Origin of the sequence: Stenotrophomonas sp. GD03777 (assembly GCF_029842485.1) — a bacterium.
Lineage (GTDB): Bacteria > Pseudomonadota > Gammaproteobacteria > Xanthomonadales > Xanthomonadaceae > Stenotrophomonas > Stenotrophomonas sepilia.
Map to the genome: position 1 here is coordinate 1 of NZ_JAOCGL010000002.1, position 12,332 is coordinate 12,332.

A 12,332-nucleotide genomic window follows, 5' to 3' on the forward strand; every position below is an offset into this window, starting at 1 on the left:
CGCCCGCTACATCCTGCAGGCAGGAGCCTTTGGGGCTTCCGGTGACGCCGAAGCCACCAAGGCCAAGCTCGCCATGATGGGCCTGGCGGCACGCGTGGAGTCGGCGCAGATCAACGGCAAGACCGTGTACCGCGTGCGCATGGGCCCGTACGGCAGTGCCGGCGAGTTGTCCGAAGCCAAGCAGAAGCTGGATGGCACCGGCCTGCAGGCGATGGCGATCAAGGCGCAGTAAGCCTGCCGATGTGAATGAAAAAGCCGGGCAGTGCCCGGCTTTCTTGTTTCTGTAGAGTCGAGCCATGCTCGACTCTGCAAAAAGCGATACAACTCCGGTCAGCCCTCGCGGGCGACCTGGAATCCGGCAAACGACTGGCTGACCGGCATCAGCTCCAGCCGGTTGATGTTCAGGTGCGGCGGCAGGCTGGCCACCCAGAAGATCTGCTCGGCGATGTCTTCGGCGGTCATCGGGTTGGCGCCGCTGTAGAGCTTGTCCGAGGCGTTCTGGTCGCCATGGGTACGTACCACGGTGAATTCGGTTTCGGCCATGCCCGGCTCGATCGTGGTCACGCGCACGCCGGTGCCGTGCAGGTCCGAACGCAGGCCCAGCGAGAACTGGCTGACGAAGGCCTTGGTGCCACCGTAGGCGTTGCCACCCGGGTACGGGTAGACGCCGGCCACCGACGAGATGTTGATGATCGCGCCCTTGCGCTCCACCAGCTGCGGCAGCAGCCGGTGGGTCAGGGTCACCAGCGCGGTGATGTTGGTGTCGATCATCGTGGTCCAGTCCGACAGCGTGGCGCTCTGTGCCGGCGCGGTGCCCTGCGCCAGGCCAGCGTTGTTGACCAGCAGGTCGATCTCGCCAAAGGCCGGCGGCAGCGCCAGCAGGGCCGCCTCCATCGCCACCGCATCGCGGATGTCGAAGGCGGCGGCGTGCACCACGTCCTTGCCGTAGCGCTCGACCAGCGGCTGCAGGCGTTCGCTGCGGCGGCCCGTGGCGATCACTTTCCAGCCGGCCTGGGCGAAGCGGTGGACGGCGGCGGCGCCGAAGCCGGACGTGGCGCCGGTAATCAGGACAGTGCGGGTCATCAGGCAACTCCAGGGGGGAAAAACCGGACGCCCATTCTGGCATTCCCGGCCCGTCCTGAGTTGCCCGCCGTCCAGCCGTCCCCCCGGCTCAACGCACGCGAAACACTCTGGCCTTGGGCAGGTCTTCGTCGACCTGCAGGAACCAGCGCCCGGCAATTCCAGGAACAACGGCGATCTGCGGCGACTGCAACACCTTGCGCAGCTTCATCTGTCCCTTCATCACCTGCCATTGCTGACCGTTATCAAGAGTGAACAGCGTGCCGGGCTGCCAGCCTGCGACCTCTCCGACTACACGGGCACTGACCGGTTCGTCATCCAGGCCCAGATGCATTGCTGCCGGTGCCGGCACATTGGCAGGCAGCGGCGCAGCGACCGGGGCCACCGCTGCCGTCGACGCAGCGGTCGTGCTCTCTGCCTCGCGCAGTACCCGGTTCAACGCCTGCAACTGCGCTGGGCTGAGCCCGACCTCGGCCAGTTGGGATGCACTGAGGCGCCGCTCGACGGGTACGAAGCGGTCCTGGGCGAAGGCAGCGAAGCTGCCGGCGAGCAGTAGTGCGGAAAACAGATACCGGCGCATGCAAGGGTCCCAGCGAACGAGTGCTCACGATGCTGCAGTTCGATGACAGTCCGGTGACACGCCAGGGGCCGGTACAATTGGGCCATGATCAACAATGATGTCCTGCGCAGCGTGCGCTACTCCCTGGACCTGGGTGACCAGCACGTGGTCGCCCTGTGCCAGATGGCCGACCCGGCCTTTGCCGTGGATACCGGGCAGGTGAAGGCCTGGCTGCGCCGCGAGGACGAAGCCGGTTTCGAGGCGATGAACGACAGCGCGCTGGCGCACTTCCTCGACGGCCTGATCGTGCACCTGCGTGGCCGCGACGAGAGCCAGCCGCAGCGCGCAGTGGAGACCCGCATCGACAACAACCTGGTGCTGAAGAAGCTGCGCGTGGCGTTCCAGCTGCGCGACGTGGACCTGATGGAGATCTTTGCCAGCGCAGGTTTCAATGTCTCCAAGTCGGAAGTGGGCGCGCTGTTCCGCCAACCCGGGCACGCCAACTACCGGCGTTGCCTGGACCAGATGCTGCGCAACTTCCTCAAGGGCCTGAGCCTGCGCCTGCGCGGTTGAGCACGGCGTCGACGAACGCCCGCGCCGCTGGTGTCGGCAGGCGCTGCCAGACTAGGTGCACGCGCCGGGTCGGGGTCGGCTGCAGCGGAATCTGCACCACGCCCTGAAACCCATCGGCGATCAATGCCGGCACGATGCCGACCGCCAACCCATGGCGGACGAAGCGCTCGACCAGTTCCATCAGGTTGACCTCGAAACGGACCGTGTGCGGCAGTCCGGCTGCGGCAAAAGCATCATCGGTCTGCCGGCGTGCGCCGGTGCCGCGCGGGAAGTCGACCAGTGCTTCATCCTGCAGTGCGGCCAATGGCAGCCGCTTGCGCCCGGCCAGCCGGTGCGATGGCGCCAGTACCGCCACCAGATCCTCCTCCTGCAGCACCTGATGGCAGACACCGTACAGCGCTGCCGAAGGCGCCAGGCCGACCAGTGCCACATCCAGCGCGCGCGACTGTACCTGCGCGATCAGGTCCTCGCTCTTGTCCACGCGCAACTGGAACTCCACCTGCGGGTGCACGCGCTGGAAGGCCGCCAGCATCGCCACAACGTCGATTCCGGTCAGCGAGGAAATCTGCCCGATGGCCAGCAACCCACGCACTTCGCCACTGACGGCGGCCACGTCGGCGCGCAGGTGGCGCAGGCTGGCCAGCACCTGGCGTGCGTGCACCAGCAACGCCTCGCCGGCGGCGGTGGCCCGCACCTGGCGCGGCAGGCGCTCGAACAGCGTGGCACCCAGTTCCTGTTCAAGATGGGCGATCTGGTGGCTGAGCGCGGACTGCACCACGTGGCAGCGCTCGGCGGCACGGGTGAAATTGCCCTCCTCGGCCAGCGCCACGGCGAACTCGAGCTGCTTGAGGTTCATACAACTATCTTGTTTTCAGATGGCATGGATGATGATGATTCATTTCCATCATGATCGCAGCAGGCGGACACTGTGCCCCCCCGCTTCCTGGAACATCGCGTGAGCCCGTCCCTTCCCCCTCTGCACCGTTGGCAGGTGCTCCTGATGTCGGTCGCCACCGGCGTGGCCGTGGCCAGCAACTACTACGCGCAACCGCTGCTGCACACCATCGCCGACGCCTTCGGCGTGCCGTTCGGCCAGGTCGGCATGGTGGTTACCGCCGCGCAGCTGAGCTATGCCGCCGGCTTGATCCTGCTGGTGCCGCTGGGTGACCTGTTCGAACGCCGCCGCCTGATCGTGGTGATGAGCCTGCTGTCGGCGGGCGGACTGGTGATCAGTGCCTGCGCACCGTCGCTGACCTGGTTGCTGGTGGGCACCGCGATCACCGGCCTGTTTTCGGTGGTGGCCCAGGTGCTGGTGCCGTTCGCCGCCACGCTGGCCGCGCCGGAACATCGTGGCCGCGTGGTCGGAACATTGATGAGTGGCCTGCTGCTGGGCATCCTGCTGGCGCGCACCGTGGCCGGCCTGCTTTCCAGCCTGGGCGACTGGCGCCTGGTGTACGCGATCGCCGCTGCCACCCTGGTGCTGACCGCACTGGCATTGCAGCGCGGCCTGCCGCGATTCCACCACAGCGCCGGCCTTGGCTATTTCGCATTGCTGCGCTCCATCGGCGAGCTGTTCGTGCGGGAACCGGTGCTGCGCCAGCGCACGCTGCTGGGGGCCTGCAGCTTCGCCATGTTCGCGATCTTCTGGACCCCGCTCGCATTCCTGCTGGCACAACCGCCGTACGCCTACAGCGACGCCACCATCGGCCTGTTCGGGCTGGTCGGTGCGGCCGGGACGCTGGCGGCGGGTCTGGCTGGTCGCATGTCCGACCGTGGCCAGACCGGACGTGCCACCGCCATTGCACTGGCGCTGTTGCTGCTGTCGTGGCTGCCACTGGGGCTGTCGGCCCACTCGCTGCTGGCGCTGCTGGTCGGCGTGGTGGTGCTGGACCTGGCCGCGCAGCTGCTGCATGTCAGCAACCAGAACCTGATCTATGCGCTGCAGCCTGCGGCACGCAACCGCCTCAATGCCGGCTACATGACCGGCTATTTCATCGGCGGCTCGCTGGGCTCGTTGCTGTCTGCACAGGTCTACCAGCGCTTCGGCTGGACCGGTGTCTGCGTGGCCGGTGCCGCCGTAGCCGTGCTGGCCCTGCTGCTGTGGCTGCCCGGCGCGCTGCGTGCGCGCCAGGCGGCATCGTCGAATTAGAAACTGCCCTGCAGCGCCAGCTCCCAGCGTCCACCGGCGTTACCCGGGAACAGGCGCTTGGCCGCACTGTCGGTGTCGTGCACGGTGGCACGCAGCTCCCATGCCGGGGCCAGCGTGGCAATGGCACTGAGCTGGCCATGCAGGTAGTCCGGGCCCTGCGCGGTGGCCAGCCAGTACTGGCCCACCGCCGCTTCCAGGCGGACGCGTTCGTGCAGCGGCACACGCACACCCAGCTGGGCATAGGTGCCGCGATGGCCACCGGCCAGTGCATCGCTGGAATGGGCGACCTGCAGCCAGGCACGCTGCTTCCAGGTCAACGTGGTGTTGAGTTCGGTCCAGTCCAGCGTGCGGCCGCTGCCCGGGTACACGTAGCGGGTCAGGTTCGCATCCAGGTTCCAGGCCGGCGCCAGTGCGCCGGACCAGCCGGCCACCAGGTCGAACTCGCTGCGCGCGCCATTGTCCGGTTTGAACGAAACGTTCGAACCCCACACGCTGGCGTACCATCCCGACGGGATCGAGACCTTCGCGCCGGCCTGCACCGCCGGGTCGCCATCGCTCTGCGAGCTGCCACGCCACACGTAGTCGCTGGTCAATGCAGCACTGCCACTGGCCTGCACCTGTGCCTGCGCGCTGCCGATCCCGAGCAGCCCTGCCAGGGCGGCCACCAGCGCCGCCATCGTCTCCTTGCTGTTCACTGCACTGTGTTCCTCGTCGAAGGCGATCGCGCCGCCGGGACGGCAGTGTCGGGGGCGCCGCCGTAACGGATCGAGGGCGCTGCCCGGCCTGCAGCGCAAATTCGGCGTAAATCCCGTGGATGGAGGCTACGTGCCAGCCGCGCGGTATCATGGCGCCTTGTTTCCAGGAACCAACCACGTGGACGCCATCCTGACCCCGGTATCGATCGGCGAGCTGATCGACAAGATCACCATTCTCGAGATCAAGGCCGAGCGCATCGACGATGCTGCCAAGCTGGCCAACGTGCGCACCGAACTGGATGGCCTGTTGCCCTTGCTGCAGCAGCAGCTGCAGGCGCAGCCGGCATTGGACGCGCTGAAGCAGCAGCTGAAGGCGATCAACGAACGCATGTGGGACATCCAGGACCAGCTGCGCGACAAGGAAGCGGCCCAGGAGTTCGACGATGCGTTCATCCAGCTGGCACGCGGTGTCTATGGCACCAATGGCGAGCGCGTGCAGGTGAAGAACGAGATCAACCGCGTGGCCGGTTCGGCGCTGGTGGAAGAGAAGCAGTACCAGGGCGAGTAAGGCCGCTCAGCCGCATTCGAGCAGGTGGCGGAAGCGGAACAGGTCACCATCCCCGCGGATGCCGAGCTTGCGGTAGGCCGACGTCTTCTGCGAGCTGATGGTGCTGGCCGAGCGCCCTGAGCGCAGGGCCATTTCACTGGTGCTGACGCCCTTCAGCACCAACCCGAGCACTTCACGCTCGCGCTGGCTCAGCGGCGTCAGCACCGGTGCAGATACCCGGCGTGTGCGTGGCAGCTTCAGCTCCTCGCGTAGTTCCGGTGGCACGAAGCGCCCTCCGCGAGCGACCACGTCAATGGCGCGCAGCAACGTCTCCGGTGGCATCGACTTGGACAGGAAGCCGCGCGCGCCGGCTCGCATCGCGGTGGTCACCGTACTGGCGTTGCAGTGCGCCGAGAGCACCAGCACCGGCAGCGCCGGCCAGCGCTGCGACAGCACGCGCAGCAGGGCCAATCCATCGCCCAGGTCGCCCATCGGCAGCGCATCGATCAGCAGCAGGTCGACACACCTCGGGCTGCGCTCCAGCAGCTGCAGCAGGTGCGCCTCGTTGGACAGGCTCACGCGCACCTGCACACCACTGTGTTGGCGGAGCAGAACTTCCACGCCCAACCGAAGTACCGGGTGCGGATCCAGCAGCGCCAGGCGTCGTGGCCGATCAGGCCGCAGGGGCGGGAGTGTCGGTGGCATCGCGGCCTGTCCAGGCAACATGGAACATCCACCGTAGGCCGGTGCCCGCAGCGGCGGAATCCAATTCCTTGCAATGCTCGGCCCGCGTGCGCCACCAGTCAGACGGCATTTTGTTTCGCGCCGCCACAAACGCAACAGGCCCGGCAAGAGCCGGGCCTGTCGAGACGCCTCCAGCGCGCAGGCGCGCCGGAACAGCAGTTACCAGCTGAAGCGCGGGCCGACGGTGTATTCCTTGTCGCCGTCGCGGTTCATCTTCAGTTCGCCGTTCAGGCCCCAGTTCTGGTTCAGCTTGACCTGGCCACCCAGGCGGCCGTACCACTGGCCTTCCGGATTCACGCCGTGCTTCTTGGCGTAGTCTTCGTAGCCAACCATGCCGTAGACCTCGGCGTGGGCGCCGAAGGCAGTGCGGATACCGGCTTCAGCGCTGTAGCCGTTGAAGTCCAGGCCATGCTTCTGGTCGAGCTTCTGATAGGCAACGCGGGCAACGAAGTCGGTGCTCGGAGCGATTTCAACGTTGTAGCCTGCACCGATCTTCCACTGGTCCAGCTTGACGTTGGTGTGGTCGAATTCCTGACGGCTGTACTCACCGAAAGCGTGGAAGTTCGGCAGGAAGCCGTACGAACCCTTCACACCCCAACCGTCGGACTTGAACGCGTCGTTGTCGGTCTTGGCGTAGTTGGCTTCGGCGTAGTTGTAGGACAGGTTCTCAGCAGCCGAGGCGGTGAACGGCAGGGCAGCGGCCAGGGCCAGAGCAATCAGCGAATTCTTCATGGGGGTACACCTTTACTTTCTTATGGTGTGCAGCAGCGCCAGGGCGCCATCGCATCGGGAATGTAAATTCTCCGTTATTCGCCACAACGCTCCCTGAAAACAGCAGCCTTCGCATTGCTGAATTTTTTGGCTTGATTCAGGCTGTATCTGGCATACGCGCGCGGCGCGCGTGCATTCGAGTTCCGCTGACCCTTGCAACAGGAGGTTGCCTTGCACGTGCCTGCCCCGCTGCGGTTCCCGCTCTGCGCTGTCGTCCTCGCCTTCATCGACGGGTGTTCCACTGTATCGGCTCAGCCACTGCAGCCTTCTGATTACCAGCGCGCCGAGCGCGTGCACGACAGCCACCTGCGCGGTGCATTGCGCAATGCCTCGGTCGTGCCGAACTGGCTGGCCGATGGCCGCTTCTGGTATGAGCGCGAGGATGCACGCGGTCGACGCCAGGCGGTACTGGTCGACCCGCTACAGGCAACTGGCGAGGTCCTGTTCGAGCCCGCCGCACTGGACAGCGCGGTGGCGCCCTTCGGTGCCAGCGGGCCACGCCTGCGACTGGCCAGCGTGCAGGCAACCGACGATGGCCTGCGCCTGCGATTCAGCGGCGAGGCGCCGATCGATTGCCGGTGGCCGCGCTGGCAATGCGCGCCGTCGCAGGATGCGATGCCGCCGGCAGATGCGTTGCTTTCGCCCGCTGGCGATGCCTGGCTGCAGGTGCGCGACCACAATCTGTGGCTGCAGTCGCCCGGAACGGCGGCACGGGCACTGACCACCGGCGGCGAACCCGGTCATGGTTATGGCGTACTGCCGGACTTCACCCTCCGCGGCATTCCGCGCCGCCAGGGCCGGATGCCGGTGCGGCCGTTTGCGGTCGGCTGGTCACCGGATGGCCGCTACGTGGCCGGCATCCGCTACGACGAGCGTGCGCTGCAGGACTACCCCTATCTGGAAAGCACGCCGGCCAACAGCGCGCGCCCACGCGTGCACACCGTGAAGCTGGGGGTACTGGGCGATGCACAGCAGGTGCGCGACAGCCTGTACATCGTCGATGTACGCAGCGGCCGGCAGCAGGACATCACCCTGCCCGAGGGCTGGAACATCCTGAGCGAGGCGGGCATCCTGGGCTGGGACGGTGGCCGGTTGTACGCCGCGATGGCGCACTTCGGCATGCCACGGCGCCTGCGCCTGGTAGAGATCGACGCCGGCAGCGGTGCGCTGCGCACCGTGCTGGAGGAGTCCAGTGATACCCGCCTGCAGCTCAACGTGTATTCCTACAACCGGCCAGCGGTGGCAATCCTGCCCGGCCGGGACACCGCCGTGTGGTTCTCGCAGCGCGATGGCTGGGGCCATCTGTACCGGGTGCGCCTGTCCGACGGCAAGGTGATGGGCCAGCTCACCGGCGGCCGGTGGGCGGTGCGGGACCTGCTCGGCGTGGACAGCGCAGGCGATTGGGCATACTTCAGTGCCGGCGGTGTCGAGGGCGGCGATCCCTACGTGCGTGGCCTGTACCGGGTACCGCTGCACGGCGGAGCGGTGCAGCGCCTGGCCGCCGATGGCGACGACCACCTGGTTGATGCGGGCACCGGCATGCTGTTCGGTGGACGTGCACCGCAAGCGCTGTCACCCGGCGGTGGCTACCTGGTGGATACGGTGTCCAGCCTCACGCAGCCGCCACGCACGGTGCTGCGCGCCAGCGACGATGGCCGCGAAGTGATGGTGCTGGAGGCTGCGGATACGCAGGCGGTCGTCACTGCTGGCTGGCGGCCGCCACGGCGCGAGCGGCTGCTGGCCGCCGACGGGCGCACGCCGATCTTCGCCACCATCTACCTGCCCCGCGACTATCGCGATGACGGCAGCTTCCCGGTGATCGACGCGATGTACGGCGGTGCTTTCATCAGCAATGCGCCGGTCACCTATGCCGAAGCGGTCTCGGCGCAGAACCCGGTATCCCGCGCCAGCCTCGCCGAGCTCGGCTTCGTGGTGGTCAGCATCGATGCCCGCGGCACCGGCGGCCGCGACAAGGCATTCCATGACAGCAGCTTCCTGCACGGCGCCGATGTACAGCTCGATGACCATGTGGCCGCACTGCGCCAGTTGGGCGAACGCTACCAGGGTATCGACCTGCAGCGGGTCGGCATCTATGGGCATTCGTTCGGCGGCTACAGCGCGGCGCGTGCCCTGCTGCGCTACCCCGCGTTCTACAGGGTGGCCGTGGCCTCGGCCGGCAGCCACAATTTCCAGGGCATGTACGGCGGCGCCCTGCACGGCATGGACCGGCTGTTCGGTGGCGTGGTGCCAGCTACAGCCATGGCCGATGGCGTGCCGGCCCCCTTTGCCGGTCTCGACAATGCGGCGCTGGCCAGCAACCTGCGCGGGCATCTGCTGCTGGTCTATGGCGAACTGGACGAGAACGCGCCACCCGCGCTGACCCTGCAGCTGGCCGCGGCCCTGAACAAGGCCCAGCGTCGCTACGACCTGCTGTACCTGGCTCGACAGGACCACGAACTGTTCCGCAACGACGCCACCTATACGCACCGCATGTGGGACTACTTCGTGCGCCACCTGGCCGGCCAGCAGCCACCGGATACGGCGCTGGCCCCGCTCCCGGGTGGCCCGGGCTGAACAGGCGTACGCGGGATGTCGATCCCCGCCGCGCTGGTTCGTCGTGTACTTGAAGGCCGTGCATGTGGCACGGTCCATCCGGAGGCTGGCAATGAGCTACATCGATGGTTTCGTCCTGGCGGTTCCCACCGCCAACAAGGAGAAGTTCCTCGCCCATGCACGCACAGGAGATCCGGTCTTCATCGAGTACGGCGCACTGCGCGTGGTGGAGTGCTGGGGCGATGACGTGCCGCACGGCAAGACCACCGATTTCTTCGGCGCGGTGAAAGCCACGCCGGACGAGACGGTGGTGTTTTCCTGGATCGAATGGCCCGACAAATCGACCCGCGACGCCGGTATGAAGAAGATGATGGAAGACCCGCGGTTTGATCCAACGAAGAATCCGATGCCGTTTGACGGTGCGCGGATGATCTACGGCGGCTTCGTGCCGATCTACGAGCTGACCCGCTGAACCCGGCGGACGTGCTCAGCGCGCGTCCGTTTCATCGCTGGCAGCGGCATGGCCGGCGCCCAGTGCGGCGCCGGCACCGAGGCCCATGCCGCCCATGCCAGCGCCCATTCCGCCGCCCCCACCTCCGCCACCACCCGCACGGCCGCCCTTGGCATCGCCATCGTTGCGCCCCTTGCCGCCACCACTGGCAGCGGGGCGGGTCGGCCCCTGCGGCGGAATCCGCAGGTCGGGAGGAATCGGCGCCAGGTCCAGCGCTTCGCGCACGAAGTCGCGCAGCGAGACCACCAGTTCGTGGGTATGCACCGGTCGCCCCTGTGCCAGTTCGTTGGCAGCGCGCGCGGCCAGCCGCACCTGTTCGTCGGTGCCCAGCAACAGGATGTCCGAGAGCGCGGCCTCGACCGCATCGCGGATGCGGCGCGTTCGATCTGAACGCGGTTCGGCGATGCCTTCGGCCGCTTCGCGCTGGCGCAGATCACGGCGATGGCTGGGATCCACGCCCAGTTCACCAGTGAATGAACCGCCCAGGGTCTTGTAGGCCGCCATCAGTGTGCGCAGCCGCTCGTTGATCTGCCGGTTCTCGCGCTCGCGACGCTGCTGCAGGGTCTGCATCACCAGCAGGCGGATGCCCACGCCCAGCAGGGTGATCAGGACCAGGCCGGCCAACGTGGACAGCACGCCCTGCCAGGAACTGAAATCGATACCGCGCATGCTGGGGCTCCGGCGGGAAGAATCTGCATCTTGCCCCAGACCGCGCCCCGAAAACGCGAAAGGCCCCACCACCCGGTGGGCGGCAGGGCCTTCGGTCACGGCGCGATTACTTGCGCTTGGCGACCTTGCGCACGGCCTTGGCCGGGGCCTTCCTGGCAACAGCCTTCTTGGCCGGAGCCTTCTTGGCGGCGACCTTCTTCAGCGGTGCAGCCTTCTTGGCGACGACCTTCTTGGTCGCAGCGACCTTCTTGCCGACAGCCTTCTTGGCAGCAGTGGTCTTCCTGGCAACGGCCTTCTTGGCGACGGCAGCCTTCTTGCCGACAACCTTCTTGGCGGCGGCGGTCTTCTTGGTGGCGACCTTCCTGGTGGCGGCAACCTTCTTGCCGACAACCTTCTTCGCAGCCACTGCCTTCTTGCCGGCAACCTTCTTGGCGGCGACGGTCTTCTTGGCCACAGCCTTCTTGGCGGTGGCGACCTTCTTGCCAACCACCTTCTTGGCGGCCGTGGTCTTCTTGGCAACGGTCTTCTTCGCGACAGCAGCCTTCTTGGTGGCGGCCTTCTTCACGGTGGCGACCTTCTTGCCGGCAGCCTTGGTGGCGGCCTTGGTGGTCTTCTTGGCAGCGGCGGCCTTCTTGGTCACGGCCTTGCCCGCAGCCGCCTTCTTCTTCGCCACTTCCTTCTTCAGGGCAGCAGCTTCGGCCTTGGCGTTCTTCTTGGCCGCTTCCAGCTTCTTCTTGGCGTTGGCAACTGTCTTGCCAACCGACTTGGCAGCCTTCTCGGCCTTCTTGGCAACGGTCTTCTCGACCTTGGCCACGGCCTTCTTGGCCTTGGCAACGCGGGTACCGGCAGCCTTGCTGGCGCGCTTGACGGTCTTCTTGACCGACTTCACTGCGTCTTCGGCGGCGTGGGCGATGGTCTCGCCGACGTTGGTGGCGGTTTCTTTCACGTTCTCGACAGCGTCGGTCACGACCGACACACCATTACCGTTGCTCATGTTGCCCTCCTGCGGGCCTTAAGTATCAAAACGGGGCGATGCTATACCGACATTGACGATCGTGGAACGGGGCATGTGCCAGCAATCGCATCTGTTGCGACGCCGATGGTGTACGCAGCAGCCCCCGTTGCCACCTGCGGTTCGCAGCAAACCCCTTTTTTTCAGTACTGCGCCACGCGAACCCAGCATTGTCTGGCCGTCGTCGCGCGCACATGCACGGACGCAGCGTCCGGCATCCGTCGTGGCGCATTGCGGCACCCGCCTGCGCGGAACTGCGCAAGTATCCGCCTGTGCCAGTGCGGCGCGCGTTGGCCTTGAGTGGCGCACCCATCACCTGCCCGGGTGTCACCACAACCGCGCTTTTGGCCCCCGCGCTCCCACCTTCGAGGCCCCCGTTTTCATGGCGCATTTATCCAGATCGCGACACACTCATTCAGCTTGTTTTACCGTAGGCCCGAACAGCCCCCACCCACGCCAGCGAACCGAC

14 protein-coding genes are annotated in these 12,332 nt (G+C 66.6%); 6 read left to right on the forward strand and 8 right to left on the reverse strand.

Going from position 1 to position 12,332, the window contains the following annotated elements; all coding sequences use genetic code 11:
* On the forward strand, positions 1-232 hold a 232-nt coding region (locus N5E02_RS00830), incomplete at its 5' end, for an SPOR domain-containing protein (RefSeq protein WP_279939951.1).
* A gap of 98 nt (positions 233-330) precedes the next feature.
* Here N5E02_RS00830 and N5E02_RS00835 read toward each other — a convergent pair.
* Together N5E02_RS00835 and N5E02_RS00840 are read right to left on the reverse strand one after the other, a co-directional pair.
* Complete coding sequence (locus tag N5E02_RS00835; protein ID WP_005420523.1) at positions 331-1,083, reverse strand: SDR family NAD(P)-dependent oxidoreductase; 753 nt, start codon at positions 1,081-1,083, stop codon at positions 331-333.
* Between the two features lie 88 nt (positions 1,084-1,171).
* Complete coding sequence (locus N5E02_RS00840) at positions 1,172-1,660, reverse strand: hypothetical protein (RefSeq protein ID WP_005420525.1); 489 nt, start codon at positions 1,658-1,660, stop codon at positions 1,172-1,174.
* Between the two features lie 84 nt (positions 1,661-1,744).
* Between N5E02_RS00840 and N5E02_RS00845 the strand changes: the two genes are divergently transcribed.
* Positions 1,745-2,212, forward strand: coding sequence for a DUF1456 family protein (locus N5E02_RS00845; RefSeq protein ID WP_005420526.1), 468 nt, complete (start codon positions 1,745-1,747; stop codon positions 2,210-2,212).
* On the opposite strand, the gene N5E02_RS00850 is transcribed toward N5E02_RS00845, so the two are convergent.
* Entirely contained in the window at positions 2,181-3,068 is an 888-nt protein-coding gene (locus tag N5E02_RS00850; RefSeq protein ID WP_065178999.1) for a LysR family transcriptional regulator, read from the reverse strand. The genes N5E02_RS00845 and N5E02_RS00850 overlap by 32 nt on opposite strands.
* Before the next feature lie 144 nt (positions 3,069-3,212).
* On the opposite strand from N5E02_RS00850, the gene N5E02_RS00855 reads away from it, so the two are divergent.
* A complete protein-coding gene (locus tag N5E02_RS00855) occupies positions 3,213-4,361 on the forward strand; it encodes an MFS transporter (RefSeq protein WP_331250375.1) in 1,149 nt (382 codons plus the stop codon).
* Here the strand turns inward: N5E02_RS00855 and N5E02_RS00860 are convergent.
* The gene (locus N5E02_RS00860; RefSeq protein WP_005420530.1) at positions 4,358-5,056 is read right to left on the reverse strand and encodes a TorF family putative porin; all 699 of its coding nucleotides are present in this window, start codon (positions 5,054-5,056) and stop codon (positions 4,358-4,360) included. The genes N5E02_RS00855 and N5E02_RS00860 overlap by 4 nt on opposite strands.
* Positions 5,057-5,234: 178 nt before the next feature.
* On the opposite strand from N5E02_RS00860, the gene N5E02_RS00865 reads away from it, so the two are divergent.
* Positions 5,235-5,624, forward strand: coding sequence for a DUF6165 family protein (locus tag N5E02_RS00865; RefSeq protein ID WP_005420531.1), 390 nt, complete (start codon positions 5,235-5,237; stop codon positions 5,622-5,624).
* Positions 5,625-5,630: 6 nt separating this feature from the next.
* Here N5E02_RS00865 and N5E02_RS00870 read toward each other — a convergent pair whose 3' ends face one another.
* Together N5E02_RS00870 and N5E02_RS00875 are read right to left on the reverse strand one after the other, a co-directional pair.
* On the reverse strand, positions 5,631-6,308 hold the full coding sequence (locus N5E02_RS00870; RefSeq protein WP_032954668.1) for a response regulator transcription factor: 678 nt from the start codon (positions 6,306-6,308) through the stop codon (positions 5,631-5,633).
* Between the two features lie 198 nt (positions 6,309-6,506).
* Entirely contained in the window at positions 6,507-7,079 is a 573-nt protein-coding gene (locus N5E02_RS00875) for an Ax21 family protein (protein ID WP_065178995.1), read from the reverse strand.
* 210 nt (positions 7,080-7,289) lie between these two features.
* On the opposite strand from N5E02_RS00875, the gene N5E02_RS00880 reads away from it, so the two are divergent.
* On the forward strand, positions 7,290-9,692 hold the full coding sequence (locus N5E02_RS00880; RefSeq protein ID WP_188239495.1) for a DPP IV N-terminal domain-containing protein: 2,403 nt from the start codon (positions 7,290-7,292) through the stop codon (positions 9,690-9,692).
* A gap of 91 nt (positions 9,693-9,783) precedes the next feature.
* Positions 9,784-10,143 carry a DUF1428 domain-containing protein gene (locus tag N5E02_RS00885; protein WP_005420538.1) on the forward strand — a complete coding sequence of 120 codons (360 nt, stop codon included), beginning with the start codon at positions 9,784-9,786 and terminating at the stop codon, positions 10,141-10,143.
* Between the two features lie 15 nt (positions 10,144-10,158).
* Here N5E02_RS00885 and N5E02_RS00890 read toward each other — a convergent pair whose 3' ends face one another.
* Together N5E02_RS00890 and N5E02_RS00895 are read right to left on the reverse strand one after the other, a co-directional pair.
* Positions 10,159-10,851 carry a hypothetical protein gene (locus N5E02_RS00890; protein WP_065178993.1) on the reverse strand — a complete coding sequence of 231 codons (693 nt, stop codon included), beginning with the start codon at positions 10,849-10,851 and terminating at the stop codon, positions 10,159-10,161.
* Positions 10,852-10,957: 106 nt separating this feature from the next.
* A complete protein-coding gene (locus N5E02_RS00895) occupies positions 10,958-11,845 on the reverse strand; it encodes a histone (RefSeq protein WP_279945708.1) in 888 nt (295 codons plus the stop codon).
* Positions 11,846-12,332 lie beyond the last annotated feature (487 nt).

Excerpts from the sequence above, each read along its gene's own strand:
- N5E02_RS00890 (WP_065178993.1), bottom strand. The coding sequence starts at position 10,851 with ATGCGCGGTATCGATTTCAGTTCCTGGCAGGGCGTGCTGTCCACGTTG.
- N5E02_RS00850 (WP_065178999.1), bottom strand. The coding sequence starts at position 3,068 with ATGAACCTCAAGCAGCTCGAGTTCGCCGTGGCGCTGGCCGAGGAGGGC.
- N5E02_RS00845 (WP_005420526.1), top strand. The coding sequence starts at position 1,745 with ATGATCAACAATGATGTCCTGCGCAGCGTGCGCTACTCCCTGGACCTG.
- N5E02_RS00875 (WP_065178995.1), bottom strand. The coding sequence starts at position 7,079 with ATGAAGAATTCGCTGATTGCTCTGGCCCTGGCCGCTGCCCTGCCGTTC.
- N5E02_RS00855 (WP_331250375.1), top strand. The coding sequence starts at position 3,213 with ATGTCGGTCGCCACCGGCGTGGCCGTGGCCAGCAACTACTACGCGCAA.
- N5E02_RS00835 (WP_005420523.1), bottom strand. The coding sequence starts at position 1,083 with ATGACCCGCACTGTCCTGATTACCGGCGCCACGTCCGGCTTCGGCGCC.
- N5E02_RS00895 (WP_279945708.1), bottom strand. The coding sequence starts at position 11,845 with ATGAGCAACGGTAATGGTGTGTCGGTCGTGACCGACGCTGTCGAGAAC.
- N5E02_RS00885 (WP_005420538.1), top strand. The coding sequence starts at position 9,784 with ATGAGCTACATCGATGGTTTCGTCCTGGCGGTTCCCACCGCCAACAAG.
- N5E02_RS00870 (WP_032954668.1), bottom strand. The coding sequence starts at position 6,308 with ATGCCACCGACACTCCCGCCCCTGCGGCCTGATCGGCCACGACGCCTG.
- N5E02_RS00840 (WP_005420525.1), bottom strand. The coding sequence starts at position 1,660 with ATGCGCCGGTATCTGTTTTCCGCACTACTGCTCGCCGGCAGCTTCGCT.